Annotated in this window: 22 protein-coding genes; 8 read left to right on the forward strand and 14 right to left on the reverse strand. The window is 63.4% G+C overall.

Annotated features, from left to right (window positions below):
• The 12 genes from FJ930_RS13410 to FJ930_RS13465 form a co-directional block, all read right to left on the reverse strand.
• On the reverse strand, positions 1-987 hold the full coding sequence (locus tag FJ930_RS13410) for an ABC transporter permease (RefSeq protein ID WP_141838194.1): 987 nt from the start codon (positions 985-987) through the stop codon (positions 1-3).
• Positions 984-2,015: an ABC transporter permease gene (locus FJ930_RS13415; RefSeq protein WP_141838196.1), complete on the reverse strand. Its 1,032-nt coding sequence runs from the start codon at positions 2,013-2,015 to the stop codon at positions 984-986. The genes FJ930_RS13410 and FJ930_RS13415 overlap by 4 nt, the downstream gene beginning before the upstream one ends.
• Positions 2,012-3,538, reverse strand: a complete 1,527-nt coding sequence (locus FJ930_RS13420) for a sugar ABC transporter ATP-binding protein (protein ID WP_181763368.1) — start codon at positions 3,536-3,538, stop codon at positions 2,012-2,014. Before FJ930_RS13420 ends, FJ930_RS13415 begins: the two co-directional genes overlap by 4 nt.
• A gap of 65 nt (positions 3,539-3,603) precedes the next feature.
• On the reverse strand, positions 3,604-4,605 hold the full coding sequence (locus FJ930_RS13425) for a sugar ABC transporter substrate-binding protein (RefSeq protein ID WP_210245358.1): 1,002 nt from the start codon (positions 4,603-4,605) through the stop codon (positions 3,604-3,606).
• A 63-nt stretch (positions 4,606-4,668) separates the two neighbouring features.
• Complete coding sequence (locus FJ930_RS13430) at positions 4,669-5,328, reverse strand: L-fuculose-phosphate aldolase (RefSeq protein WP_140746199.1); 660 nt, start codon at positions 5,326-5,328, stop codon at positions 4,669-4,671.
• Positions 5,329-5,355: 27 nt separating this feature from the next.
• On the reverse strand, positions 5,356-6,132 hold the full coding sequence (locus FJ930_RS13435) for an SDR family oxidoreductase (protein ID WP_140746196.1): 777 nt from the start codon (positions 6,130-6,132) through the stop codon (positions 5,356-5,358).
• A 202-nt stretch (positions 6,133-6,334) separates the two neighbouring features.
• Complete coding sequence (locus FJ930_RS13440) at positions 6,335-7,171, reverse strand: GntR family transcriptional regulator (protein ID WP_140746193.1); 837 nt, start codon at positions 7,169-7,171, stop codon at positions 6,335-6,337.
• A gap of 72 nt (positions 7,172-7,243) precedes the next feature.
• Positions 7,244-8,488, reverse strand: a complete 1,245-nt coding sequence (locus FJ930_RS13445) for an MFS transporter (protein ID WP_141838198.1) — start codon at positions 8,486-8,488, stop codon at positions 7,244-7,246.
• Positions 8,485-8,937, reverse strand: a complete 453-nt coding sequence (locus tag FJ930_RS13450; RefSeq protein ID WP_140746187.1) for a MaoC family dehydratase — start codon at positions 8,935-8,937, stop codon at positions 8,485-8,487. The genes FJ930_RS13445 and FJ930_RS13450 overlap by 4 nt, the downstream gene beginning before the upstream one ends.
• Positions 8,934-9,374: a zinc ribbon domain-containing protein gene (locus tag FJ930_RS13455; RefSeq protein ID WP_141838201.1), complete on the reverse strand. Its 441-nt coding sequence runs from the start codon at positions 9,372-9,374 to the stop codon at positions 8,934-8,936. Before FJ930_RS13455 ends, FJ930_RS13450 begins: the two co-directional genes overlap by 4 nt.
• Positions 9,374-10,525: a thiolase family protein gene (locus FJ930_RS13460; protein WP_140746181.1), complete on the reverse strand. Its 1,152-nt coding sequence runs from the start codon at positions 10,523-10,525 to the stop codon at positions 9,374-9,376. The genes FJ930_RS13455 and FJ930_RS13460 overlap by 1 nt, the downstream gene beginning before the upstream one ends.
• Positions 10,522-12,459, reverse strand: a complete 1,938-nt coding sequence (locus FJ930_RS13465; RefSeq protein ID WP_141838203.1) for an acetoacetate--CoA ligase — start codon at positions 12,457-12,459, stop codon at positions 10,522-10,524. The genes FJ930_RS13460 and FJ930_RS13465 overlap by 4 nt, the downstream gene beginning before the upstream one ends.
• A 131-nt stretch (positions 12,460-12,590) precedes the next feature.
• Here FJ930_RS13465 and FJ930_RS13470 point away from each other — a divergent pair, with 131 nt between their 5' ends.
• Positions 12,591-13,766: an acetyl-CoA C-acetyltransferase gene (locus tag FJ930_RS13470; protein ID WP_141838204.1), complete on the forward strand. Its 1,176-nt coding sequence runs from the start codon at positions 12,591-12,593 to the stop codon at positions 13,764-13,766.
• A 354-nt stretch (positions 13,767-14,120) separates the two neighbouring features.
• Here the strand turns inward: FJ930_RS13470 and ligD are convergent, their stop codons facing one another.
• Complete coding sequence (gene ligD, locus FJ930_RS13475; RefSeq protein WP_141838206.1) at positions 14,121-15,890, reverse strand: DNA ligase D; 1,770 nt, start codon at positions 15,888-15,890, stop codon at positions 14,121-14,123.
• A 1,046-nt stretch (positions 15,891-16,936) separates the two neighbouring features.
• Between ligD and FJ930_RS30465 the strand changes: the two genes are divergently transcribed.
• Positions 16,937-17,332, forward strand: a complete 396-nt coding sequence (locus tag FJ930_RS30465; RefSeq protein WP_246676904.1) for a hypothetical protein — start codon at positions 16,937-16,939, stop codon at positions 17,330-17,332.
• Between the two features lie 282 nt (positions 17,333-17,614).
• Positions 17,615-17,800: a hypothetical protein gene (locus FJ930_RS13495; protein ID WP_141838208.1), complete on the forward strand. Its 186-nt coding sequence runs from the start codon at positions 17,615-17,617 to the stop codon at positions 17,798-17,800.
• 321 nt (positions 17,801-18,121) lie between these two features.
• Here FJ930_RS13495 and FJ930_RS13500 read toward each other — a convergent pair whose 3' ends face one another.
• A complete protein-coding gene (locus FJ930_RS13500; protein ID WP_181763370.1) occupies positions 18,122-19,195 on the reverse strand; it encodes a helix-turn-helix domain-containing protein in 1,074 nt (357 codons plus the stop codon).
• 191 nt (positions 19,196-19,386) lie between these two features.
• Between FJ930_RS13500 and FJ930_RS13505 the strand changes: the two genes are divergently transcribed.
• The 5 genes from FJ930_RS13505 (at position 19,387) to FJ930_RS13525 (ending at position 25,307) form a co-directional block, all read left to right on the forward strand.
• Complete coding sequence (locus FJ930_RS13505; RefSeq protein ID WP_141838212.1) at positions 19,387-20,727, forward strand: extracellular solute-binding protein; 1,341 nt, start codon at positions 19,387-19,389, stop codon at positions 20,725-20,727.
• A gap of 95 nt (positions 20,728-20,822) precedes the next feature.
• Entirely contained in the window at positions 20,823-21,725 is a 903-nt protein-coding gene (locus FJ930_RS13510; protein WP_141838214.1) for a sugar ABC transporter permease, read from the forward strand.
• Positions 21,725-22,591: a carbohydrate ABC transporter permease gene (locus FJ930_RS13515; RefSeq protein ID WP_141838216.1), complete on the forward strand. Its 867-nt coding sequence runs from the start codon at positions 21,725-21,727 to the stop codon at positions 22,589-22,591. The genes FJ930_RS13510 and FJ930_RS13515 overlap by 1 nt, the downstream gene beginning before the upstream one ends.
• A complete protein-coding gene (locus FJ930_RS13520) occupies positions 22,588-24,057 on the forward strand; it encodes an aldehyde dehydrogenase family protein (RefSeq protein WP_141838218.1) in 1,470 nt (489 codons plus the stop codon). The genes FJ930_RS13515 and FJ930_RS13520 overlap by 4 nt, the downstream gene beginning before the upstream one ends.
• Positions 24,058-24,098: 41 nt before the next feature.
• Complete coding sequence (locus FJ930_RS13525) at positions 24,099-25,307, forward strand: sialidase family protein (protein ID WP_141838220.1); 1,209 nt, start codon at positions 24,099-24,101, stop codon at positions 25,305-25,307.
• Positions 25,308-25,337: the final 30 nt, after the last annotated feature.

Consider the following 25,337-nt stretch of genomic DNA (forward strand, 5'->3'; position numbering starts at 1 on the left):
TCAATGGGCGGCGCGGCGCAGGCCGAAGCTTGCGGCCAACACCAGGAAGACCAGCACGCCAATGCCGACCTGCTGCCAGTAGAAATTCCAGCCGACAAGCAGCAGCCCGTTCTTGACGATGGCGAGCAATAGAACGCCGAGCAGCGTGCCGATCACCGATGGCTTGCGCTCGCGGCTGAGCGTCGTGCCGATGAAGGTGGCGCCGATGGCGTCGAGCAGGAAAGCATTGCCCGACAGCGGCACGTAGGACTTCACCGTGGCCGACAGCAAGATGCCGGTGGCGCCGGCGAGCAGCGCGCAAAGCACATGCACCATCGACAATTCGCGCGACACGCGGATGCCGGAATACCAGGCGACGCCGGGCTGCGCGCCCATCGCCTGAACATAGCGGCCGAAGACGGAACGATGCAGCAGGACGTGAACCGCGAAAGCCAGGACGATCAGGACGATCACCGGCGTCGGCACGCCGAACAAAGCGGTGCGGGCGATGGCGTTGAACTGGTCGGCGGCATAACCGCTGGTGAGGTAGATCGGCTGGCCGCCGCTGGTGGCGAGCTGCTGCGTGCTCTGGCCGATGAAGAGCACGCCGAGCGTCGCCAGGAATGGGCTGATGTTGAGCCTGGTGATCAGGATCGCATTCAGCACACCGACAATCAGCGCGGCGCCAAGTCCGCCGGCGACACCGGTCACGCCGCTGTAGCCGGCGGCCAGAAGCATGACGAAGACCATGCTTGCCATGTCGACGGAGACGCCGACGGAGAGATCGATGCCGCCGGACGAAATAACGATGGTGAGGCCGAGCGCAACGATCGCCAGCATGACGACATTGTTGACCAGCACGTTGAAAAGGTTGGCCGGCGTCAGGAAGGTCGGGCTTGCCACCGAAAAGAAGATGACAATGGCGGCAAATGCGATCAGCACGCTGTATTTGGCGAGGAAGCCGCGCAGGCTTGGCCGGGCGGCGTTGTCGTTGGCCGAGACGCTCATCGCGAACCCTCCGAACCACGGGCAAAGGAAGTGATGGCCACGACCAGCAGGATCAGCGCGCCCTGCACGCCGTTGACCCAGTAGCTGGAGACGTTGAGCAGCTGGAAGCCGTTGGCTAAAAGACCGATGAACAGCACGCTGAGCAGCGTTCCGCCCATGGTCGGCACGAAGCGGCGCGAAAAGACGGTGCCGAGCAGTGCCGCCGCCAGCACCGACAGAAGCAGCTCGCCGGAACCGGGCGTGCTGGCAGACAGGCGCGAGACGGTGAGAACGCTCGCCACCGCCGCGCAGAAGCCGCTCAGCACGTAGGTGAAGGACACGTAGAATGGCACGCTCAGACCGGCCGCGCGCGCCGCCTCGGGATGCCCGCCGACAGCGTAGAGCCTGAGCCCGAACGCGGTGCCGTGGATGACCGCGATCATAATCGCGGAGAAGACGATCAGCGCCCAGGCAAGCGCGGAGATGCCGAGGAAGCTGCCGGAGACCAGCACGCCCAGCAGCGGGGAGGATGCGCCGACGACCGTGTTCTGAGTGAGCGTGAGTTCCATGCCGGCCGCGACGTTGAGCACGGCAAGCGTTGCGAGCAGCGGCAGGATGCCGAGGCCGACAACGGCTACCGCGTTCAGCGCACCGACCCCCATGCCGACGGCGATGGCCGCGAGCACGGAGAGGAAGTCGCCATAGCCCATCGACAAGAGCGTCGCGTAGACGGCGGCGCAGAGCCCCATATTGGCGGCGATCGACAGATCGATGCCGCCTTCGGTGACATCGGAGCCGCCGCCAATAATGACGGCCGTCATGCCATAGGCAAGCACGCCCAGGATCGCCGACTGCTCGACGACGTTGATCAGGTTGAAGGTCGAGGTGAAGCCCGGCGCGAAGATGACGAAATAGGCCATGATCGCAGCGAAGGCGGCGATCGCGCCGAGCCGCACGACCAGCGCGCCAAAGCGCCGGCCGGCGCTCTTGGCAGCGGCTTGTTTTTCGTCGGGAACACTGGCGTCGGCGTGGAGAGTGGTCGCGCTCATGCCGCTACTCCATCGGCGCCCGAGCGGGCACCGGAAGAGGCCGCCAGCAGCGCATCGCTGTTCATCGACGGACCGGAGAAGCTGGCGGCCAGCCTGCCGCGATAGACGACGAGTACGCGGTCGCAGACGCCGACAAGCTCAAGCAGGTCGGAGGACAGAAGCAGGATCGCCGCCCCCTCTCCCGCCAGCCGGTTCAGGAGATTATAGATCTCGACCTTGGCGCCGATATCGATGGCCACCGTCGGCTCGTCCAGCACATAGACGCGCGACTGGCAGCTCAGCCATTTGGCGATCGCCACCTTCTGCTGGTTGCCGCCGGAAAGCTCGCGCACCAGCGCGTCGCGATGCGGCGTCTTGATCGACAATTCCTTGACCAGGCCGTCCACCGCCTGGTTCTCACTGCCGCGGCTGACTATGCCACTGCGCGAATAGCGGCGCAGGCTGGCCAAAGAGATGTTCTCGCGCACCGACAGTCCGAGCGCCACGCCATGCGCGCGGCGGTCTTCCGGCAGCATGGCGATGCCGTCGCGCACCGCCTTGACCGGCGTCGACAGCGCAAGTTCCCTGCCTTCGACCTTGATCGAGCCGCCATCAGCGGTCTTGAGACCGAACAGGCACTGGACGACCTCCTTGGCGCCGGAGCCCAGCAGGCCGGTGAGGCCGACGATCTCGCCGGCGCGCACGTTGAAGCCGATGTTTTCGAAGCTGCCGCCGAGGCGCAGATTGGAAACCTCCAGCACCGGCGCGCCCAAAGTGACCGAGCGCTTGGGAAACATCTCGCCGACCTCGCGGGCGATCATCATCGAGATGATCTCGTCGATCGGCGTCTGGCGCGGATCGACGGTGCCGACATCGGTGCCGTTGCGCATCACGGTGACGCGGTCGCAGAGCTTCTCGATCTCCTGCATGTAGTGAGAAATGAAGACCACGGCGATGCCGTCGTCGCGCAGCCTGCGCAGCACGTCGAACAGGCTGTCCACCTCGCGCTTGACCAACGCAGCAGTCGGCTCGTCCAGCACCAGCACAGATGCTTTTTGCGCCAGCGCCCGTGTGATCTGCACAACCTTCTGCTGCGCGGTGGTCAGGTCCTTGACCAGCGTTCCCGCCGGCAATTCCATACCGAAGAAGTGCTTCAACAGGTCGGCGGCCCCGCGGTCCATGGCACGGCGGCTGACGAATGGGCCGAGGCCGATTTCGTGGCCGAGGAACACGGCCTCGCCGACGGTCGCGGTCGGCACCAGCAGCCTGTCCTGGTGGATGAAGTGGACGCCGAGCTTTTCGACCGAGGCCGGCGTGAGCGAGGATACGGTCTCGCCATTGATGAGAATAGTGCCGCTGTCCGGCTTGATGATGCCGGCCAGCACCTTGATGATCGTCGACTTGCCGGCGCCGTTCTGGCCGATAAGGCCGAGGATCGAGCCGCGGGCGATCTCGAGGTTCGCGTTCTCCAGCGCGCGCACCGGACCGAAGCGCTTCGATATGCCCGTCATCGACACAGCAATGTCACGCTTTGCTGTCTGCATGGCCATGAATCCTGGTTGGATGTGACGGGCAGCCATTAGGTTGGCTGCCCGCCGTTTCGTCCGCTCTATTTAACGCCAGCCTTCTCGGCTGCGTCGAGGAAAGGCTTTCCTTTTTCGGCGGCATTTTCCTTGTTGATCAGCACCGCCGGGACGAAGGTGAAGGGCGGCACTTTCTGGCCGGCCAGATACTTGGCGACGTTGTCGACGGAGGTCTTGCCGATCTCATAGGGCTGCTGCGCCGCGACCGCGCCCGCCGACGACTTCGGGTCCATCACCATCTTGATGACTTCCGGGCTACCGTCGATGCCATAGGTCTTGACCTCGGTGCGGCCGGCCGCCTCGACCGCCTGCGTGGCGCCGATCTGCGGCACGTCCCAGCAAGCCCAGACCGCGCCGATCGAGCCCTTCTCGGGCGACTTGGTCAGCATGTCGGTGACGTTGGAATAGGCGCTCTGCACCGTGTTCGGGATGACATCGCGCAGTTCCGGCTCGACGATCTTCACATCCGGAAACGAGGTCAGCACGTATTTCAGCTGGTCATAGCGGATCTTGCATACCGGCACGCTGTAGAAGCCGTTGAAGACGAGGACATTGCCCTTGCCGCCCATGTCGGCGACCATCTGCAGCGCGATCTCGGCGCCGATGTTGTAGTTGTTCGACGTGGTGTTGTTGATGGCGTGCGGCGTGGCGGTGTCGACGGTGAAAAGCGGGATGCCGGCGTCGCGGATCTTCTGCAGCCACGGGTTCAGCACTTCGAGATTGCCGAGCTGCTCGATGATGGCGTCGGGCTTCTGCGCGATCAGCGTCTGCAGTTGGGCGATCTGCTGCTGGTCCTTGCGGCCGGCGTCGAGGGCGATCACTTCGCCGCCGAGTTCCTTCACGCGATCCTGGATGCCGCGAAACGCCATCAGGTCCCAGTAGTGGTCCGTGCCGATTGCGGAAACGCCGATGCGCTTGCCCTTCAGTAATAGCTCCTCGGCGGACGCGCCGGAGATGGCGGCCAGGCTGCAAGCCGCCGCCAACCCCAAAGCTAGCGCCCTGACGACGCCTTTCATTGATCTGGTCATTTCAGTTCCTCCCTTGTTGATCGCACCGGGTCTTCCCGGAGGATTTCTATGAAGTGAGCGCGCTCAGGCAGCTGCCTCCTTGTCGCGGAGGCCATAACTGGCCATGCGCTTGATGACGTTTTCAATCTCTTCGTCGGACAGGACCGGCGGTTGGCCGATCTGCAAGGCGCCGTGGTACTGGCGCGCCAGCGTCTCGACTTCGACGGCAAGCCACATCGCCTGGCTCAAGCTTGTGCCGACGGCGATCATGCCGTGCTGCGCGAGCAGGCATGCCTTGCGGTCGCGCAGCGCCTCCACCGCATGCGCCGACAGCTCGGCGGTGCCGAAGGTGGCATAAGGAGCACAACGGATGTCGCTGCCGCCGGCTACGGCGATCATGTAGTGGATCGCCGGTATTTTCATGCCCATGATGGCGATCGTGGTGCAGTAGGTCGGATGTGCGTGGACGACGGCCATGACCTCGGGCCGCGCCTTCATGATGTCGAAATGGAAGCGCCATTCGCTCGACGGCGGGAGGCGGCCGTCGACCTCACCGTTCCAGTCCATGAAGACGATGTCTTCGGGCACCAGCGTGTCGTAGGGGGTGCTGGTCGGTGAGATCAGCATGCCGTCGCCATGGCGACAGCTGATGTTGCCGGATGTGCCCTGGTTGATGCCAAGCGCGTTCATCTCTATGCAGGCGTCGATGATTGCCTGGCGCACCTCTCGGTCCGAAACGGTCATGCGATATTCCAATCCTTGCTCAATCCGTCACCAGGCCGTGTAGCCGCCGTCTATCGACAGGATCGCGCCCGTCACGTAGCTCGACGCCGGCGAAGCCAGGAACAGGATGGCCGAAGCGATCTCCTGTGGCTCACCGAGCCGCCCCATCGGCGTCATGTCGAGCCAGGTGTTGAAGAGTTCGGGACGCTCACGCATCTTCAGCGTCATCTCGGTGCCGACATAGCCCGGCGCCAACGCGTTGACGCGCACGCCCGACTTTGCCCATTCGACCGCAAGCGCCTTGGTCATCATGTGCACGGCGCCCTTGCTGACCATGTAGGACGGCGCTGTCTGCGGACGGTTGATGATCAGCCCCGACATGGAACCCAGATTGACGATCGAGCCCTTCCCTCGGGCGACCATGGAACGGCCAAAGGCACGCGAGGCCCAGTAGACGCCGTTGACGTTGACATCCATCACCAGGCGCCATTCCTCGTCCGGCGTGTCGAGCGCGGTGTTGAGGCGGGCAATGCCGGCGCTGTTGACCAGAATATCGACCTGACCGAAATCTTCGACGATCCCGGCGGCCATTGCCTCGACGGCGCGCGGATCGGTGACGTCGAGCACGCGGCCCTCGACGCTTGCGACCCCGCCTGCCTTCAGCATTCCCGCGGCCGCATTCAGGCCGCTTGCGTTCATGTCGAGCAGGACGACGCGCGCGCCGCAGGTACCGAGCGCCCTGGCGGCCTCGAAGCCGATGCCGCTGGCGCCGCCGGTGATTACGGCGACCTCGTCCGTGAGGTCGAATTGCGACCGGTAGTCCATGAACGTCCTCCGTCAGGACCAGGCTTAAGCGTGGGCAAAATCTTCCCTTCGCCGCCGAAGCGGCGCCTCAAGCCGTGTCGATCCTGAGAATGCCTCCGGGTCAGGCTCCTCCCGACCCCATGACAGGCACGTTACAGAACATGCCCGGGATCGTCAATCTGGTTATAACCAGAAAACGAACTTTTTTGTCGACGTTCCGAGATCAGGTGCGATCCACCCCGTTCACAGTCGCGGACGGCTGCTCCACTGCCATGTGGATGCGGGCGACGGAGGAGTTGTAGAAGGCCTCGTAATATTCGAGCGCGGCGCCATCGGCGTCATAGGCGATGGACTCGATCTCAATCAGCGGCGTGTTGGCGGCAACGCCCATCTGCTCGGCCTCTTCCTTGGTCGGAAGCGCCGCGCGCAGCCAGCGGTCGGCGCGTTTCACCGTCAGGCCGAAGACGGCGCGGATGGTGCCGAAGATCGACTGGTTCTCCGACAGGATGTTTTCGAGGCCAGGCACCCGATGCCCCGGCAGGCTGATGCGCGTCATGGTGATCGGCGAGCCGTCGGTCATGTAGACGCGGCTGATCCTGACCACGCTGCCGTTGGCGGGAATGCCGAAGACGCTGGATTCCTTCTCGCTCGGCGGGCAGCGGCTGATCGACAGCGTGCGCGTCGAGACTTTGTGGCCCTTGGCTGTCAGGTCGTCGAACACACCGAGATTGGCGGTCATGAAGTCGACATGCTCGCGGGGCGCGGCGACGAACATGCCCTTGCGTGGCATCTTGATGATGCGGCCCTCGCTGGACAGCGAACCGATCGCCGCGCGCACGACGGGGCGCGAGACGCCGAAGAAATCGCAGAGCGCCTGCTCGGACGGGATGCGCGAATTGGCTGCCAGCAGGCCGGTGTTGATCGCTTCCTCGACCTGATTGCGCAACTGGACCCAGAGGGGGGCCGCCTCGTCGCGATTGAGCTGGACCTTGGAGCCGATCGAGCGGAACGCCTCGGCGGCCGCGGCATCTTCCTGGTCGTAGCGAGGACGCCCGCGCATTCTGGTCATCTGTTCCATTCGGTCAGCCTGCAGCCAGTCATGTGCCGCGACTTCAAAGCGGCAGCGCCTCCTTTAACGGAGGCCGCCCGCCATATTCACGCTCTCCGGCAACTTTCGCAACCACAGCATGGCGATCGTCCCAAGAACCGGTCCCGGAACCAGCAGCAGCAAGGCCCAGCGCCAGCCGCCGATGAGATCGGCGAAACGCGGCGTCAGCCAAATGGCGAGCACGGTAAGCGCAAAGCCCGCGCCCAGTTGCACCGAGAGTGCGGTGCCGACGAAGCGGCGGTCGGCGAGTTCGGTGACGGCCGCGGAGAACTGCGCCGAATCACCGATCACGGACATGCCCCAGACGACGGCGACGAGCATGAAGAGCCAGAGCGGGCCCGCGAACACAAAGCCCATCAGCAATGCGCAGCCACCCGACACGATCATCATGCCGGCGGTGGTCGCCGTACGGCCGATACGGTCAGACAGATAGCCTCCGAGCAGGCAGCCAAGAATGCCGGACGCGACGACAAAGAAGGTCGCCAAAGACGCCGCAGCGGCCGTGCCGATCGCCTGCGCCTCGAAGGCAGCGCGCGTGTAGGCAAGCAGCCACGCCCACATGGCGTAGAGCTCCCACATGTGGCCGAGATAGCCGAGATTGGCGAGCAGCAAAGGCCGCTCGCGGAACACCTGGCCGATGCGCGACGGCTCGAACACCGCCTTGCCGAAGGGATAGGGCCCTTCCTTGGCAAACAAGAGAAACAGCAGCGCGCCAATGGCGGTCGCCACGCTGGCGGCGGCAACCACCGGCCGCCAGTCAAGTGTGCTCGACGCCGCGCGGAAGAGATGGGGAAGCGCCGAGCCGATGGTGAGCGCGCCAATGACCGCGCCAAGCGCCAGGCCCCTGTCGCGCGTGAACCAGGTCGCCACCAGCTTCAGCGCCGGCGGATAGACGCCGGCCAGTGCCATACCGGTCATGATCCGCGCGGCAATGACGCCGCCCGGCCCGGGATGAAGCAGCAGGCTTGCATTGGCGAGCGCGGCGACCAGCGCGGCCACTGCCATGAGGCGGCTGAGCCGCACCAGGTCGGGCAGGTTGACCAGGCTCGCCACCAGCGCGCCTATGACGAAGCCGAGTTGGACGCCGTTTGTCAGCCAGGCCTCGGCGCTTGGCCCAAGCCCCAGCTCTTGCTTCAGCTCGGGCAGGATGGCGGTCGCGGAGAACCATGTCGTCAGCGACAGAACGACTGCCAGGCAAAGCAACGCCAGCAGCCGCCAGCGTTCCGTGTCGGCCGCCATGCGGGGCCGGCTGTCATTCAGCGCGCTCATCCAGCCTGCAGCGGGACGGTGAACACGGTGGCGGTGCCGGTGAGACAAAGCTCGCCCTGCCCGTTGCGCACGCTGGTCTCGATCTTGCAGATCGGCTTGTCGGGCCGCACGTCCTTGACCTCCACGCGTCCGGTGATCTCCTCGTCAACGCCAACCGCCCTGACGAACTTCCAGGCCACTTCGAGAAACACGGTCCCAGGGCCTGGCAGGTCCTCGGCGACCAGCGCATTGAGGATACCCGAAGTGACGCCGCCCTGGACGATTAGTTTGCCGAACACCGACTTCTCGGCCAGCGCGCGGTCGTAGTGCAGCGGATTGCGATCGCCGGTGATGTCGGTGAAGGCTTCGATGTCGCTCATGCGCGTGCGCCGCGTGCGCTCGGCAAAGGCGCCGACCTGTGGGCGGCCCTTCACGACGCCTGCCCAACCGTCTTTCGTCTCGGTGCTCATTCCGGCTTCTCCTCTGTTGCTGGTTCGACTGATTTGAAGGCCGGCAGGACGCGGCCGCCGATAGCCGTCGGCGCGAGCAGCAGCGCGTCCCCTACTTGCGGCGGCCGCGCGCCGGGCTGAATGAAGCTCAGCATCGTTGGCCCTTCGGCCAGTTCGACCAACCCGACGACATAGGGTGCGGCCGGCAACCAGCCGGGATGACCCGGCTTGTGGACTTCCGAAAAGGATTTCAGCCGGCCTTTGCCGGAGGCGTCCTGCCAGACGAGGCGCTTGCTCCAGCAATGTGGGCAGATCGGGCGTGGATAAAAGACGGCCTCGCCGCAGTCCTCGCAGCGCTGGATGGTCAGCCGCCCCTCGGCGGCGGCATCCCAGAAGGGTGCAGTGAGCGCGGTGATCGTCGGGGCGGCGGTTTTCAGAGCGTTGAGATCGACGGACATCAGGCGGCTCCCAGCACCAGGGCGGTCGCCTCGCTCATCGTCGCGCCATTGCCGGTGACCAAAGCGAGCTCGGCCTTGCCGATCTGGCGTCCGCCCGCCGCGCCGCGCAATTGGCGCACCGCTTCGACGACGTGCGTCATGCCGCCGGCAAGGTCCGGCTGGCCGAAACCCAGCTGGCCGCCATGCGTGTTCAGCGGCATGTCGCCCTTGTGTGATAGATCGCGATCGCGCAGCCAGGCGCCGAATTCGCCCGGCGCGCAGAGGCCAGCATCCTCGATCGTTGTGGCGACCATGATGGTGTAGCAATCGTAGAGCGAGAGAAGGTCCATCTCGTCGGCCTGCGTGCCGGACTGCTGGAACGCCCGCGCCATGGCGCTCTTCAGCGGGCCGGAGGTGAGGCTGGGCGCCTGGCTGACGGCCCGGTGCGTGACCTTCTCGCCGGCGCCGAGCAGATGGACGGGCGGCTTGCGCAGCGAGCGAGCGCGTTCGGCCGAGGTGACGACGACAGCCTCGCCGCCGGCGACCGGCATGACGATTTCTAGAAGATGCAGCGGCGAGGCGATCATCGGCGAGGCCAGCACCGCCTCCACATCGGCCGGCTTGCCGAAGAAGATGGCGTCGGAATTGGACTGCGCATTGGCGCGCGCCGCCGCCGCGATCATGGCGAAATCCCGCGCCGTCGAGCCGTATTCCGCCATATGCGCCTGCATCAGCAGCGCGTAGGAAATGTTGGCGCCCGAGGCGCCGAACGGCACATCGAACTCGCGGATCGGATTGCGATTGGGCGAACGGGGTGCTGCCGCCTCGCGGTTGTTGGCGAGCACGCAGAGCACCGCCTCGCACATACCCGCTTCGATCGCCGCAGCCGCGCGCCAGACCATGCCGGCGCCGGACGCGCCGCCTAGATCGACGACATTGGCCATGGTCGGAGCGAGTCCCAGATATTCGGCGATGGTCGCCGGGACATGCTGCGGCGTCTCGCCGACTTGCGGCCCGACCAGCAGCCCATCGATGGCTCCCCGCTCCAGTCCCGCGTCGAGGACCGCCAGGCGTGAGACCTCGGCGATCATTTCCAGCGTCGTCACCCCGCTGGTCAGGCGCTGCGGCTTCAGCTCGCCAATGCCGACGATGGCTCCTTTCGACCGGCTCATGCCGCCTCGCTCCGGTCGAGCATACGGTATTCCTCGAGGCATGCGGGATTGACGAGGGAAGCCATGTTCTTCACCGGCTTGCCTTCGAGGGTCGAGCGAGCCGCAGCCTCCACACGCTTGCCGTTCAGCGTATAGGGCACGGCCTGCACCGCATGGATGCGATGCGGCACGTGGCGCGGCGATGCGCCTTCACGGACGGCGTGGCGGATGCGGGCTGCGAGTCCGGGTGTCAGCGCGAAGCCATCGTGCAGCTTGACGCAGAGCACGATTTCCTCGTCACGCTCGACCGGCGCGCCGAAAACGAGGCAATCCTCGATCTCGGCAAAGGTCTCGCAAGCCGCGTAGATCTCTGCCGTGCCGATGCGCACGCCGCCGGGCTTCAAGGTCGTGTCCGAGCGGCCATGGATGACAGCGGAGCCATAAGGCGTCATCTCGGCCACGTCGCCATGCGTCCATATTTCGCGGCGTGCCGCGAAATAGGTGGCGTGATAGCGCGCGTCGCCGTCCTTGCCCCAGAAGGTGAGCGGCATCGACGGGAAGGGTTCGGTGCAGACGAGATCGCCCTGTCGACCGATGAGCGGCGCGTTGCGCTCGTCCATCACCGCCACCGCGAGGCCAAGACCTTTTACGGTCAGTTCGCCACGACGAACCGCATGGATGGGCGATCCGAGCAGGAAGCAACCGATGATCTCGGTGCCGCCGGAGATCGAGGCGAAGATCATGTCGCGCTTCACATGCGCGTAGACCCAATCGAACTGGCCGGGGGAGACGGGCGCGCCGGCTGAGAGCAACGAGCGCAGCGATGAAAGGTCGTGCAGACGCCCCGGCGCATAGCTTTCGGCCGCAAGCGTGGCCAGATATTTCGGACTCGTACCGAAATGGGTGACCTTGGCGCGTTCCGCCATTGTCCAGAGCGGGCTGGGGTCGAGGCCGTCGGCAGATTTCAGGATCGGCGCGCCGTCATAGAGAACGACCGTCGCGCCGCAAGCAAGGCCCGAGATCAGCCAGTGATACATCATCCAGGCCGTGTTGGTGTACCAGCTCACGACGTCGCCCGGGCGGACGTCGCCATGCAGCAGGTGTTCCTTCAGATGCTGGAGCAGCACGCCGCCGGTTCGATGGACGATCGCCTTCGGCGCGCCCGTAGTGCCGGAGGTGTAGAGCACATAGGCCGGATGGTCGAACGGCACGCGTTCGAAAGCCAGCGGTACGTCGGCGCCGAAATCCTCGAAAGCGACAGCCGCGGTCATGGCGGGTTTGTCGCCGCCCGTCAGCACCACCATCGTCACCGTCGGCAGCGCGGCTACGATTTCGGCCAGCCGGCCGGAAATGTCGTGCTCCTTGCCCGCATAGCGGTAGCGTGGCGCGACAAACAGCACCTTGACGCCGATCTGGCCGAGACGATCGACGATCGCGGCGGCGCCGAAATCCGGCGAACAGGATGACCAGATGGCGCCGATCGACAGCGTCGCCAGAAGCGCGACGAGGCCCTCGAGGCGATTGGGCAAGATGCCGCCGACGCAATCGCCCTTGCCGACGCCGGCTTCGCGCAGTCCTTGCGCCGCCCTGGCGACGAGACGACGCAGTTCGCCGAACGTGGTGGTGCGGAAATGACCGCTCTCATCGGCCTCGATGACCGAGAGCTTTTCCTCGTCGCCGCGCAGCAGATTTTCCGCGAGGTTGAGCCGCGCTTCTGGCAGGAAGCGGCTCCGCGTCATCGGCGCCTGATCGTCGCGAAAAAAGGAAATAGCGCCAGGCTCGCCGATGACCTCCGCAAAGTCCCACACGGCGCGCCAGAATGCGCCGGGCTCGCCGATCGACCAGCGATGCAGCGTCTCGTAGTCCCGCGGGTCGAAGCCGTTGGCCAGAGAAAAGCGCGCAAGGTTGGACGACTGGAACGCGGCCGGCGCCGGCGTCCAAAGCACGGACGACATGGATTTCCTCCCGCAATGCAGGCCAGCCGGATACCGCGACCTTGCCTGCCGATGCATTTCAGATTATTGGTTATAACCAGAATGTCAAGCAGCTATCGTGGGCACGCCATTCGCGTTGTGGAGGACTGGAAATGGATGCCGTGTACATCGTTGCCGCCAAACGCACGCCGATTGGCAAGCTCAACGGTGCCTTTGCGACCCTCTCGGCGGCGGAGTTGGGCGCGCAAGTTGTCCAAGCAATTCTGGTCGATGCGCGGCTTGCGCCCGACGCCGTCAGCGAGGTGATCATGGGCCAGGTGCTGACCGGCGGCGCTGGGCAGAATCCGGCACGGCAGGCGTCGCTGAAGGCCGGCCTGCCGGTCGGCGTTCCCGCCTTGACGGTGAACAAGGTCTGTGGCGCCGGCCAGAAGTCGATCCATCTTGCCGCGCAGGCGATACGCTGCGGCGACGCCGACTGCGTAATCGCCGGCGGGCAGGACTCGATGACATCGGCGCCGCATTTCATTTCCGGCGCGCGCGGCGGAGTGCGCATGGGTGATCAGACGGCCAAGGACTCCATGATCACCGACGGGCTGTGGGATGCTTTCCACAATGTGCACATGGGCATGACGGCCGAGTCCCTCGCAAAGCGCTATCAGATCACGCGCGATGAGCAGGATCGCTTCGCGCTGCGCTCGCAGGAGAACGCGGGCGCCGCCATTCGGGCCGGAAGGTTCAACAATGAGATCGTCCCGGTCTCGGTAAAGACCAGACAAGGCCATTCTAACGTCGCCCGGGACGAGCACCCAAATCCCTCGACCACCATCGAAGGTCTTGGCCGCCTGAAGCCGGTCTTCGACCCGGCCGGGTCGATCACCGCCGGCAATTCCTCCGGCCTCAACGACGGTGCCGCCGCCGTCCTGGTCATGTCGGAAGCACGAACGAACGAACTAGGGCTTACACCCCTGGCCCGGATCGCTTCCTATGCTTCGGCTGGCGTCGAACCGATGGACATGGGGCTGGGCCCGGTTGCCGCCTCGCGTCTCGCGCTTCGGAAGGCCGGCTGGCGGTCGTCGGACCTCGACGTCATGGAGATCAACGAGGCCTTTGCCGCACAGGCCATCGCGGTCAACCGCGAGATGGGCTGGAACGAGGACATCATCAATATGAGCGGCGGAGCCATTGCGCTTGGCCATCCCCTGGCTGGCTCCGGCTGCCGCATCGTTGTGACATTGCTCTACGAGATGATCCGCCGCGATGCGAAGAAGGGCCTCGCCTCCCTCTGCATCGGCGGCGGCCAGGGTGTGGCGATCTGCCTGGAGCGATGAGCCGGACACGCCAAGTGGTTGATGTGTGCGGAAATTGATGGTGGCGTGGCCACGCCGTCTACCAGCATCGATCCAGCGAAGGGCAGCTTGGTAGCACTGAACCCTATGGCGGACGTTGGGGCATTGCTGTCTGATAGCCTTGGGCCAGAGGAGTCGCTTGGGACCGGAGGCACACCGGCAGCTTCAGGCGCGAATCCTCAAAGGCGGACATTCAGGTAGACGTGAGCAATGTCGCCATCTTACCCATTGGAACCTTTCGACCTACTTCAGAGATCGCGCTGCAAATCAATCTCCGGATCGAGTTGGATAGTTCCCGCTCGGGATACCGCACACGGTGGTGACGCCGGTCACGGGCTACGCGGCTTTTCGGGGCGTGGCTTTGAACGGGTGCGCCAGCGTGAAAGCGTCCGGCCGAATGCCAGCCTCGACCTGTTTCCACGTAACTGGATGGGCGATTGGGAAGCCGCGGCGGGCTCGTGGTGAAAACGCGCCGACGGCGGTATTGCCCCGGCCGTTTCGGAGATAGTCAAGAAAGATGCGGCCTCTCCGAGCTGCTGGGTCGGCTGACAGCAGGTACCGGTCAGGATCGGCGTCAACGAGGCATTGGGCGATTGACTTGGCAAGTTGCCGGGCACTGTCATGGGTCATCTTCACAGCGAGCGGGACCATCAGGTGGATGCCTTTGCCGCCAGTGAGCTTCGGCCAGCTCTCCAGGCCAGTTGCCTCCAAGATGCCGCGTAGCGACAGCGCGGCTTCGATCACCGCATCCCATGGAACGCCTTCGCCGGGATCGAGGTCCAGGACGAGCCGGTCGGCATGTTCGATATCGTCAATAGTGGCGTTCCACGGATGAAGCTCGACGGCATCCATTTCTACTAGGCCAAGCAGGCCGTCGAGACCATCCACCCACACCCGGACGCCTTCGCCGCCTTCGCGTTTTTGCACCCGTAGCTGGTGCACCGATGCCGGTATCGGAGGCAGCGGTCCCTTGTGGTAGAAGGTGGCGCCGAAGGCATGGCGGACCAGCTTTAGCGGTCGTCGGCCGAGATGGATCAGAGCCTGATCGGCCACCCGCTCCCAGTATTGTGCGAGCTCTTCCTTGGAGGGTGTGACGCCTTCGGGGAGAAGCTGCAGAATGTTCTCACGAGGAACCCCGTGTTGGCTGTCCGAGCGCCGCTTGGAAGGTGATGGCGGCTTGGCCGGGATCGTCTGCAGATCCTCGCGCAACCCCTTGAACACCGCCTCACGCAATATCCCGCGATCCGTCACGCCACTGAACTGCACCTCGGCCAGCACCACGGGTTCCACCCACGTCGCCTTGGGCTTCTTGATGGGTTCCGACAAAGGTGATTTGCCCGTTATGAGCGGATCAAGCCGCTCCCGAACGCGCCGCGCTGCTTCCAGCGTATAGCCGCTTTTGGCCTTCCCGGCATAAAGCAGCCGGTCGCCTTCTCGCCTGCCGATATACAGGGATGCAATACGGCGCGGTTTGGCACCGAGCTTTTCAACGAATGCGACAATCGGAAACGTGTCGCTCTTGACGCATTTCACCTTGAGCCAGCTCGCCTGGACGCCCGAGCGATAAGGAGAATCTGCCCGCTTGGAGACAATGCCCTCCAGGCCCAAGCGGCAGGCATGATCGAACACATCCTCACCACCCAGCTCCAGATGCTCGGCATAGGTCAGCGTCGGCGCCGTTTCGTCCAGCAGGTCTCGCAGTGCGGCTTTGCGCTCAATCAGCGGCTGTTGCCGAAGATCGCGGCCATCGAGGTGTAGAAGGTCGAATGCAAAGAACATCAGCTTTGGCGAGTTCGGATTCCCCAGCTCCCGCTCGAGGGCTTGATAGTCGGGCAAACCGGTGGCTCCGAGCACGACAGCCTCGCCATCAATGATGGCGGATTTGACCGGCAGGTTCGCAGCCGTCTGGACAATACGCTTGTACCGATGCGACCAGTCGTAGCCGCGACGAGTGAAGGCACGTGCCGCGCCACCCTCGATGACAAGCTCCGTCCGATAGCCGTCGTATTTGATCTCATGCAGCCAGTTGTCGCCGTCGGGAGCCTTCTCGACCAGCGTCGGCGACTGAAAATCGATGAAGGCGAGTTGGCCCGTCGGTTTACGCATGGGCTCGGAACTCCCTGAACCGGGATTCAAACCGTGCGAGCGCTATCGGTTCCGGGTATTTTAGAAAAAATGAATGTAATACGGGTCTGGATAAGGCTGCAGAGCCGGCCCACAAACGTTCGTTACATGGATCGTCGGCGGCCTTTCCGTATGTAAACGGGTAAACATTTTTTGGCCCTCCCCTCGTCTTATCTGCTCACCTGAATAGCGTTACTATGTCGGCCATCGGTCGAAACAGCTTCATCGACTGGTCTGGAAACGGCAGAAAACTCTCACGCTCGTAAAAGGCTCGGGCGCCATCGTCCTTCACGTCGACAATCACAGCGAACGAGGCAACCTCGCTGCGGGCCGCGCGCTGGTCGTCGCTGCGGCGATCGCAAGCTTGGCCGCGAAGCGCGGCATTCAGGTGATAGACACTTGGGCAAGGCCGGTCGTGGAATTTAACAATCTTGCTGCGCTTTCAAAAAATTGCACAAATGTAAGGCTGAGCCGTGAGCGACGGCATTTGGCATGCCAGGCATTGCAGCGCGTCTGCCGCCATGGTTTGGTCAGGCATGGCATACGGGGGGCGCTTTTGGCAAATGTTAGATACTACGTGTCGAAAGTCGCCGATCGTTGGAAGGTCCGGTACGACGATAAGGACTATCCGTTTGAGACGCACTCTGAAGCTGTCCTGGCCGCGACCAAAGCTGCGAGCAGCGCCGCTGCTTTAGGACATGGGGCAGAGGTACTGGTCCAAGGTCTGGATGGGAAATGGCGAACCGAATGGCCCTATGGCTGAGGTGCAACGCACCGGGCAATTGAACCTACTGCTGCTGCGCAGCTGGCGGCGTCAGCACGGAAGCCAGCGCGTCGGCTGCTCATGACTGATCCTTTTGTGACCACTCAAAATATGCTGTCCGACCAGGCCGAAAAAGTCGCTGCATTTCCTAACTTTGGCGTATGTGAGATACGCGAAAGTTAGAAAATGCCCCTGCACCTGGTTGGAAAAAACAGACAAAACCCGCAGCCACTCTCAGGCTGAGACGGGCAGGCTCGTCCAGCTGATGCGCGGCATCTATGTCGATGCTGGGAGGATGTCGAGGCGACGGTACTCAAGCAGCCATTCGCATCACCAAATATCTCTATCCCAACGCCTGCCTGTCAGCGGCGAGTACTATCCTTCTTGGGCCAACCCGCAAGTTGGAAACGCTTGGCAGTTCCCGTCAGCTCGGCTTTATCCGCCGCCTGACCGCGCGATCCAACCGGCGCTCGAGGCGCGGAATGGCCAAACTATCAAAGCGAAGACCAGGACGGTCGAACGCAGCCACATGATCATGTTGTCGAAAGCGTCCGCAGTGGCCGCGGTGATTGAACAGGCCACCAGCGGTGATCGAGCTGAAGACCGTCAGCAAGGCGAGGCTGCCATTGCGCTGATGGCGATGGCGCTGCGCGTCTCATGATCCCGGTTCCAGGCCAGCTGCGGATCTGCTTGGCGGTCGACCGGACCGATATGCAGCGTGGGATGGAGGGCCTCAGCCAAGAATGACCACGGATAGCATGGCCATGGTGCGCATCCTCATCGTTCGCGGCCCGCTGCTTCCACGCCATGGTCGCCGTGCGATACCAGAGGCAGACAATCGCAACGACTGGGTAGGGTCTCAGTTTGAAATTTGCCCAATCACCTATCCCGTTTGAAGGGGAAAGCGAAAGCGCCTATGCTTTCCGCTAAGATGGGAACGGTAATGGCCTTCACTGTGATCTGGTATGGAAGAGAGGGCGTTATCGACCAGGTGACTTTCGACGCCGAGAAGACGGCCAAGGATCATGCAATCGCTATGTTCCAGACCCGAAGGGGTGACGATGGCGTCGTGTGCGTTGAAGTTCGCAAGGACAACGGTGCTGTCGTGTTTAGTCACGCGGAGAACTAGGGATTACCGACTGGGCCTAAAGGCCAGGAACGCCCGCTGGTGTGAGAGGCAATGCCGTCCGCGTCATGCGCATTGTGACAGGCGAGGCCGAGCCGACCCTTTGACGTCCCTGCTCACTGGAGGCGAGCTACTTTACCCATGACGAGAAACATCAGCTCTGCTCGTGCCTAAACTCGCCTCCATCGGGCGCTTCCGCTTCGCATGAAGCATGTCGCGATCAGCGAGTTGCTACATTAACCCCGCTTCCATGTCGGGACCGACAAGCATGAGCCTCCAACTGGAATGCGGTCGGATGATCTCGGCTGAAATGCGACCGGTTGCTCACCGAGTGGCTTTTTCGGCAAGTACTTCTGGGTCGGACCGATAGGTTCGCGACATTCGCATGATTTCTGGCCGCACGGTAAGCTGCGTCTCCCGGAACGCCCGGCGGAATGCTCGCGGCGACTGGCCGAACTGGGCGGAGAAGGCCCTGGAGAACACCGACGGGTAGGAGAAGCCGCAGGCGACGGCGATATCCTTGATCTCGCGCTCTTCGTAAAAGAGCAGATTGCGCGCCGCCTGCAGCCGGGTGCGCAAATAAAGCTGGTTCGGCGTCTGGCCGAACCGCGTCAGGCAACAGCGCTCCAAGGTTCGCACCGAAATGCCGAGATGGCGGGCGAGGCTCTTCGGCTCCAGCGGAAAATCGAGATTGCCTTCCATCAGGGCGACGATGCGGCGCGAGAGCGAAGGCTTGGTTTCGCCGGCCTCGTTGTCGTCGGTTCGCTGCGGGTGAATGTCGTTGCGCGGCGTATGGATCAGCGCGTTCGCGACTTCCCTGGCAAGCACGGTGCCGCGCAGCCTGCCGATCAGGTCCAGTATCAGGTCGAGCGTCGCCACACCGCCGGCACAGAAGGCGAGCTGACGGTCGATCGAATAGATCTGGTTCTTGGTTCCTGAATCGGGAAAATGCTCGTGATAGGACGAGGCGGCCTCCCAGTGGACGACCGGTGCGCGATCGCCCGTAAGCCCCGCCGCCGCGATCGCGAAGGCGCCGGTATCGATACCCACGATCATCGAACCATGTCGATAGGCGTTGCGGAGCGCACCGCGCACACCAGCCGAAATGTTCTGCGTCGGCAGGTTGCCCTCCAGCACGACCAGGAAGTCGCAGCGCGGAAAGTCGGCCAGATCATGGTGCGTCGAAACCCACATGCCATTGCTGGCGCGCACAGCCTCGCCTTGATCCGAAATCATGGTCCACTCGAAAAGATCCTGACCGCTGTTCTGGTTGGCGATCCGCAGCGCCTCGGTCGCCATGATGAGCGCATTCATCGGGAATTCGGGCTGCAGCATGAAGGCGAACCGAGGTCGCCGGCTGGAGGCGGCGGCGATGACCGGATTTTGCTCGACGTGCAAGGTCATTCCCGAGAAAATGAATTCTGACGTTGTACGTAGAATAATTGACGCTGTCGGTCAACTATCTTGCGGCGGATTGACCAACACTACACACGCCGAAAGCACTTCCTGGGATGGTGATCGGCGAGGGAACATAGAAAATCAGGTTGAACAAACGTGGTAGGCCATCGCTTGCCGCGAGGGAGATTGTCATGGATTTCAATTTCTTGAACAAACCGCGGGTTCCGGTGAATCGCAGAACGCTTCTGCAAACGGCCGCGCTTACGGGAGCAGGTCTTGCCGTTCCATACTTCTGGACCGGTCGCGCCTGCGCGGCCAATCCGATCGAGATCGTCCACTGGAGTTGGCTGGCGGCTTCGGATGGCGAAGTCTGGGCTAAAATGATCGCCAATTTCAACGATGCACACAAGGACAAGGGCGTCCAGATCCGCATGGAGGTGGTCCCCGAAGAGCAGTATGTCACCAAGGTGCTCGCGGCATCGGCCACGGGCAAGGCGCCGGATTTCGGCTGGGGCACGGCCGGCAAGGGCGCTCAGCTGGCACGCGACGAAGTCATCGTGCCGCTTGACGACCTGATCGCCGCCTCGGGCCTCGACCTGACCGATTTCAGTGCGTCGTCGATCGCCGCTTCACGCTATCCCAAATATGACAACAAGATCTTCATGGTCCCGATGGATCTGATGAGCCTGCAGCCGGAAATCAACACCGACCACGTCAAGGAAGCCGGGCTCGACATCAGCAAGCCGCCAACGGATGGCGCCACGCTTCTGGAATGGGCAAAGGCGATGACCAAGCGCGAAGGTGACAAGGTCACACGCTCGGGCATCATGATGACCGGCTCGGGCGTCCAGCCGACGGTAACCTGGGGTATCGTCGCCGAGCAGATGGGCTTCCAGCGCGCCAGCAACGACCTCAAGACCGCCTGCGTCAACCCGGAGGCAGGCAAGGCGGCGATGCAATGGGTGCTCGACCTTTTCGACAAGCATAAGGTTTCGACCCGCGACGTCACCGACCGTTACAAGGCTTTCGGCACCGGACAGGGCTCGATCTTCTGGACCGGCCCATGGACACTTGCCGGGTACGTGGCGCAGAAACTGCCCTTCAAAACAGTTCTGTTTCCCAAGATCGGCAGCAAGCTCGTCACCTATTTCGAGATGGGCGGGCTCGAGCTCTACAAGCAGGCCGATACGGGGCGCCAGGAGGCCACGATGCAGGCCGTCAAATGGCTGTCGGACAACTCGTTCCTGTGGACGACTGTTGGACGGGGCGCCTCACCACGCAAATCCCTGCTGACACGTCCCGACTACAAGACCGCCGGCAGCCCATGGGATATCCGAGGCGCCTTCGTCGATGGCATGTCCTTCGCCTCGATCGGCGAAATCCCCGTCGTCAACGGCCCGAACTTCACCATTTACTCGGGTGGGAACTTCCTTGCCAAGACGCTTGAGGGCGTCTGGTCCGGGCAGACGACGATCGACGCGGCCATGCAGCAGATCCAGACCCAATGGCAGGCTGACCTCGACGAGGGCTGAGCCGGGACGGCAATCGTCGGCACATCGCCGACCCGCCTGCCCGTCGCGACCACGATCGCGACGGGTCATACAATCGTCGCGGAAGACCGATCGACATGACGATGACAACCGCACAAAGCAGCGCCGGATCCATGCCCGAGCGCCGTCAGACCGATGGGGCGGGCTATGTCCTGGTCGCGTTCTTCGCGGTGCCGTTCTTCCTCTTCAACATCCTTCCCGTCCTCTTCGGCGTCTACGTTTCCTTCACGCGCTGGAGCATCGTGGGCTCGCCGAAATGGGTGGGTTTCAGCAACTACGCCACTGCCTTCAAGGACCAGTGGGTCGCCGAGGCCTTCAGGAACGTCTTTCTCTACGGCACCATCATCGTTCCCAGTGTGACGGTGCTGGGGTTGCTGTTCGCGCTCTTCGTCAACAAGGGCTATCCGCTGTCAGGCCTGGCGCGCACGCTGTTCTTTGCCCCGACCGTGGTCTCGGCGACGGTGATCGGGCTCGTCTGGGTCTGGATGCTCGACACCCAATACGGCCTCATCAACTATTACCTCTCCTTTCTCGGCTTCGACGATGTGCCCTGGCTGACATCCACGCGGTGGTCGCTGGTCGGCGTCAGCATTGCCTCGATCTGGTGGGACCTGGGATTGGCCTTCGTGCTGTTCCTGGCCGCCCTGCAGGACATTCCGGGCGAGATCATCGATGCGGCGCGGGTGGACGGCGCAGGCCGCTGGCAGCGCTTCAGGCATGTCATCCTGCCGCATTTGCGGCCCGTCATCAGCATGGTCGTGACGCTGCAGCTGATCGCAACCCTGCGCATTTTCAGCCAGGTTTACGTCATGACCAATGGCGGCCCGGCCAGTTCGTCGTCGTCGCCTATCCACTACATCTACAACCTCGCTATCGTCCGCAACCTGTTCGGCTACGCGGCCGCCGTATCCTTGTTGTTGTTCGCCCTGATCCTGGCCATCACGGTGGTGCAGCGGTTCCTTCTCAGGGAGCGCGTGTGATGAAGGCGTGGCTTGACGCGAAGCTCGACGAGCGCGGTCTGGAACGGGCCGATCTCCTGATCTGGCCACTCGGCATGGCGGTCGCGGTACTTTGGGCACTGCCCTTCGTCTGGATGGTTTCAACGTCGTTCAAACTTCCGGGCGACGTCATGACCAGGGATATCGAGTGGCTGCCCAGGCGTGTCACATTCGACAATTACATCAAGGTGTTCGACTACCCGGTGGTGCGCTGGGGCATCAACAGCGTCGTACAGGCGACGGTGTCGACCTTCCTTTGCGTGCTGTTCGGCGCGATGGCGGGCTATGCGCTGGCGCGGATGCGGTTCCCCGGCCGCGACATGCTGTTCTACATCTTCCTGGCGTCGCTGATGATCCCGACGGAAGTGTCTGTGATCCCGCTGCTGCTCGGCTTCGTCAAGATCGGCTGGGCAAGCACCTATCAGGCGCTGATCCTGCCTTCGATCGGCAATGTCTTCAGCGTCTACGTCTTTCGCCAGTTCTTCATGTCGTTTCCAAAGGAATTGGAGGAGGCCGCCAAGATGGACGGCGCTGGCCCGTTCAACCTATTCTTTCGCATCGCGCTTCCGCTTGCCAGGGCGCCGGCGATCGCGGCTTCGGTCATCATCTTCACGCTGAACTGGAACAATTTCCTCTGGCCGCTGCTCGTCACCTTCGACGAGTCGATGAAAACCCTCCCTGTGGGCGTCGCCGCCTTCACCCCGGTCGTTGGAACACGCACGCAGATCGAGGGTTTCAGCATCGCGATGGCGGCGGTGACCATCCTCAGCATCCCGAGCCTGCTGCTGTTCTGCTTCCTGCAACGCTACTTCATTCAGGGACTGTCGCAAGGCAGCGTCAAGCAATGACCGAAAGAGCCTATTCCCGCGCGGATCTCGGGGGTCCGATCCCCGACGCGCATTTCATCGCCGGCCAATGGTGCAAATCCGCCGACGGCCGGACGTTCGAAACCATCGACCCCAGCAGCGAGCAGGTCCTGGCAAAGGTGGCGCGCGGCAATGCGAGCGACATCGACAAGGCCGTCGAGGCCGCGCATCGGGCCCAGCGTGGCGACTGGCGCGATGTTTCGCCGGCCGAGCGCGGCCGGCTGATCTTCAAGCTCGCCGATATGCTCGAAATGGATGCCGAGCGCTTCGCGCTGCTCGAGACGCTCGACGTCGGCAAGCCGGTCAGGGAGGCGCTCGGCGATGTCCGCGGCGTCTGCGCGACGCTGCGCTACAATGCCGGCGCGGCCGACAAGATGGAAGGCCAGACAGTTCCGCTCGGCCGCGACTTCGTCGACTTCACCATGTTGGAGCCGGTCGGCATCACCGCGCATATCGTGCCCTGGAACTACCCGCTAGGCATGGTGGCGCGCTCGGTGGCGCCTGCGCTTGCCGCTGGCTGCACGGCGGTGATCAAGCCCGCCGAACAGTCACCGCTCACCGCCCTCGCCTTCGCCGAACTCTGCCAGCGTGCGGGCTTTCCCGATGGCGTCGTGAATGTCGTGGCCGGGTTTGGCGAAGACGCCGGGGCCGCGCTGGTCTCGCATCCGCTGGTGCGCGGCATCACCTTTACCGGGTCGGTCGCAACCGGCCGTAAGATCTATTCCGGTGCTGCCCTGGGGCTCAAGCCCGTTGTCCTGGAACTCGGCGGCAAGAACCCGATGATCGTGTTCGAGGACGCCGATCTGGAACGGGCGGCGTTCGATGCGCTCGACGGCTGCTTCGGCAACAGCGGTCAGGTCTGTTCGTCGTCGTCGCGCTTCCTGCTGCATCGCTCGATCCGCGACGAGTTCCTCGACAGGCTGGCGGAAGGCGCCGCGAAGCTGACCGTCGGTCGAGGTCTGGACAATTGCGATCTCGGACCGCTGGTTTCGCAAGAACAATACGCCAAGGTGCGGTCCTATATCGAGGAGGGCAGCAGGGCTGGCGCAAAACTGCGTCTCGGCGGCGGCAGCCCGCGCGGGCTCGATGCTGGATACTTCGTCGAGCCGACCATATTCGACGCCGTCGATCCGGCCAGCGCCCTCGCCCGCGAAGAGATATTCGGCCCGGTCGCCGTCGCCCTTTCGTTCGACGCCCCCGACGAGGCGCTCGACATGGCCAACGGTCTCGATTTCGGGCTCGTCGCCGGCGTCTACAGCCGCGACATTTCCCGCGCCCTGTCGTTTGCCCGCGATATCGAAGCCGGCTCGGTGTGGATCAATGGCTGGTTCATCGGCGGCGCGCAGGCGCCGACCGGCGGCATCAAGGACAGCGGCATCGGCCGCGAGCGCGGCCTGCCGGGCATACGCAATTACCTCAGCACCAAGAACATCGGAATTCGGCTTTAGAGGCCGGAAAAACAAGACGTCCCAATAGAGGAAACCACGGAATGACTGTTATAAAAGACGTTGAGCACTTCACGATCTTCAAAGATCCGAAGCATTGCGTCAACCAGATCGCGACCAGACTTCTGAAGAACGGCGACATATTGGCCGTCTTCAATGAGGAGCGGTTTCCGTTCCATCACGACAGCGGCCAGACCCTGATGACCCGGTCGAAGGACGGAGGCAAGAGCTGGAGTGCGCCAAAGGTCGTTCTGCCCTGGTCGGAAACGCAGGGCAACTGGGACTGCGGCATCTGTGAGATGCATGACGGCACGCTGATCGTCAATCTGACCATAACCGGCTTCTTCAAGCGGGGCATCAAGCCCGAGCAGCCGTCGTGGAGCTCGCACCCCAACACCAAGGAATGGGGTGACTGGACCTGGGCCTACAAGACGCAGGCCTGGCTCGGCACTTTCCTCGTCAAGTCGAAGGACGGCGGCGAGACCTGGACCCAGCCGATCCCGGTCAATGTTCGCCCGCTCAAGCATGGCGGCTGCCGGCTCGGCTGCTGGGAGCTCCCGAACGGCTCGCTGCTGATGGGGCTCTACGGCCGCATCCATGGCTATGAGGAAGAGGGTGAGGGCGAAAGCACGCGTTCGGCGCTGATGCGCTCGGACGATGGCGGCGACAATTGGGAATACTTCTCCACGCTCGGTTACGACCCGGCCAGCATCATCGACTATGAGGAGCCTGGCTTGGTGCGGCTCGCCGACGGCAGGTTGGTCTGCTTCATGCGCACGCATGTCAATCCGACGAGCGATGCCAAGAACATGGTCATGATCGTCTCGGAGGATGACGGCTTCAGCTGGACGCCGCCGAAGTGGACCAACATCTGGGGCTATCCGCCGGAACTGATCGCGCTTCAGGACGGCCGCTACTTGATGGTCTACGGCTATCGCCGGCCTCCTTACGGCGTGCGCGCCATCATCTCCGATGACGGCGTCACCTGGGATGTGAAGAACGAATTCGTCATCCGCGAAGGCGGCGTGCCCGGCCAGACGGTGACCGAAACGCACGGATCGAGCCGCATGTCGCCGGCATCGGGCAAGATCGAAGGCGGCGGCGTCGACTGGAACCACCCAGGCATCTATCAGCACATCGGCTATCCAAGCGTCGTCCAGGCGACGGATGGAACCATCGTGTGCTCGTACCACGAATGGAGCGATGATCCCAAACCGCTGCAATATGTCCGCTGCACACGCTTCCGGATCTGAGTCCAGGCGATGAAACCCGGCGCGGTAAAC

The organism is Mesorhizobium sp. B2-4-15 (assembly GCF_006658505.1).
In the GTDB taxonomy this organism is placed as follows: domain Bacteria; phylum Pseudomonadota; class Alphaproteobacteria; order Rhizobiales; family Rhizobiaceae; genus Mesorhizobium.

What these genes read in the sequence shown, in the direction of transcription:
- FJ930_RS13460 (WP_140746181.1), bottom strand. Translation starts at nt 10,525, where the DNA reads ATGAGCCGGTCGAAAGGAGCCATCGTCGGCATTGGCGAGCTGAAGCCG.
- FJ930_RS13510 (WP_141838214.1), top strand. Translation starts at nt 20,823, where the DNA reads ATGACGATGACAACCGCACAAAGCAGCGCCGGATCCATGCCCGAGCGC.
- FJ930_RS13445 (WP_141838198.1), bottom strand. Translation starts at nt 8,488, where the DNA reads ATGAGCGCGCTGAATGACAGCCGGCCCCGCATGGCGGCCGACACGGAA.
- FJ930_RS13465 (WP_141838203.1), bottom strand. Translation starts at nt 12,459, where the DNA reads ATGTCGTCCGTGCTTTGGACGCCGGCGCCGGCCGCGTTCCAGTCGTCC.
- FJ930_RS13470 (WP_141838204.1), top strand. Translation starts at nt 12,591, where the DNA reads ATGGATGCCGTGTACATCGTTGCCGCCAAACGCACGCCGATTGGCAAG.
- FJ930_RS13495 (WP_141838208.1), top strand. Translation starts at nt 17,615, where the DNA reads ATGGCCTTCACTGTGATCTGGTATGGAAGAGAGGGCGTTATCGACCAG.
- FJ930_RS13505 (WP_141838212.1), top strand. Translation starts at nt 19,387, where the DNA reads ATGGATTTCAATTTCTTGAACAAACCGCGGGTTCCGGTGAATCGCAGA.
- FJ930_RS13420 (WP_181763368.1), bottom strand. Translation starts at nt 3,538, where the DNA reads ATGCAGACAGCAAAGCGTGACATTGCTGTGTCGATGACGGGCATATCG.
- FJ930_RS13435 (WP_140746196.1), bottom strand. Translation starts at nt 6,132, where the DNA reads ATGGACTACCGGTCGCAATTCGACCTCACGGACGAGGTCGCCGTAATC.
- FJ930_RS13450 (WP_140746187.1), bottom strand. Translation starts at nt 8,937, where the DNA reads ATGAGCACCGAGACGAAAGACGGTTGGGCAGGCGTCGTGAAGGGCCGC.
- FJ930_RS13410 (WP_141838194.1), bottom strand. Translation starts at nt 987, where the DNA reads ATGAGCGTCTCGGCCAACGACAACGCCGCCCGGCCAAGCCTGCGCGGC.
- FJ930_RS13415 (WP_141838196.1), bottom strand. Translation starts at nt 2,015, where the DNA reads ATGAGCGCGACCACTCTCCACGCCGACGCCAGTGTTCCCGACGAAAAA.
- FJ930_RS13425 (WP_210245358.1), bottom strand. Translation starts at nt 4,605, where the DNA reads ATGACCAGATCAATGAAAGGCGTCGTCAGGGCGCTAGCTTTGGGGTTG.
- FJ930_RS30465 (WP_246676904.1), top strand. Translation starts at nt 16,937, where the DNA reads ATGCGCGGCATCTATGTCGATGCTGGGAGGATGTCGAGGCGACGGTAC.
- FJ930_RS13525 (WP_141838220.1), top strand. Translation starts at nt 24,099, where the DNA reads ATGACTGTTATAAAAGACGTTGAGCACTTCACGATCTTCAAAGATCCG.
- ligD (WP_141838206.1), bottom strand. Translation starts at nt 15,890, where the DNA reads ATGCGTAAACCGACGGGCCAACTCGCCTTCATCGATTTTCAGTCGCCG.
- FJ930_RS13440 (WP_140746193.1), bottom strand. Translation starts at nt 7,171, where the DNA reads ATGCGCGGGCGTCCTCGCTACGACCAGGAAGATGCCGCGGCCGCCGAG.
- FJ930_RS13515 (WP_141838216.1), top strand. Translation starts at nt 21,725, where the DNA reads ATGAAGGCGTGGCTTGACGCGAAGCTCGACGAGCGCGGTCTGGAACGG.
- FJ930_RS13455 (WP_141838201.1), bottom strand. Translation starts at nt 9,374, where the DNA reads ATGTCCGTCGATCTCAACGCTCTGAAAACCGCCGCCCCGACGATCACC.
- FJ930_RS13520 (WP_141838218.1), top strand. Translation starts at nt 22,588, where the DNA reads ATGACCGAAAGAGCCTATTCCCGCGCGGATCTCGGGGGTCCGATCCCC.
- FJ930_RS13430 (WP_140746199.1), bottom strand. Translation starts at nt 5,328, where the DNA reads ATGACCGTTTCGGACCGAGAGGTGCGCCAGGCAATCATCGACGCCTGC.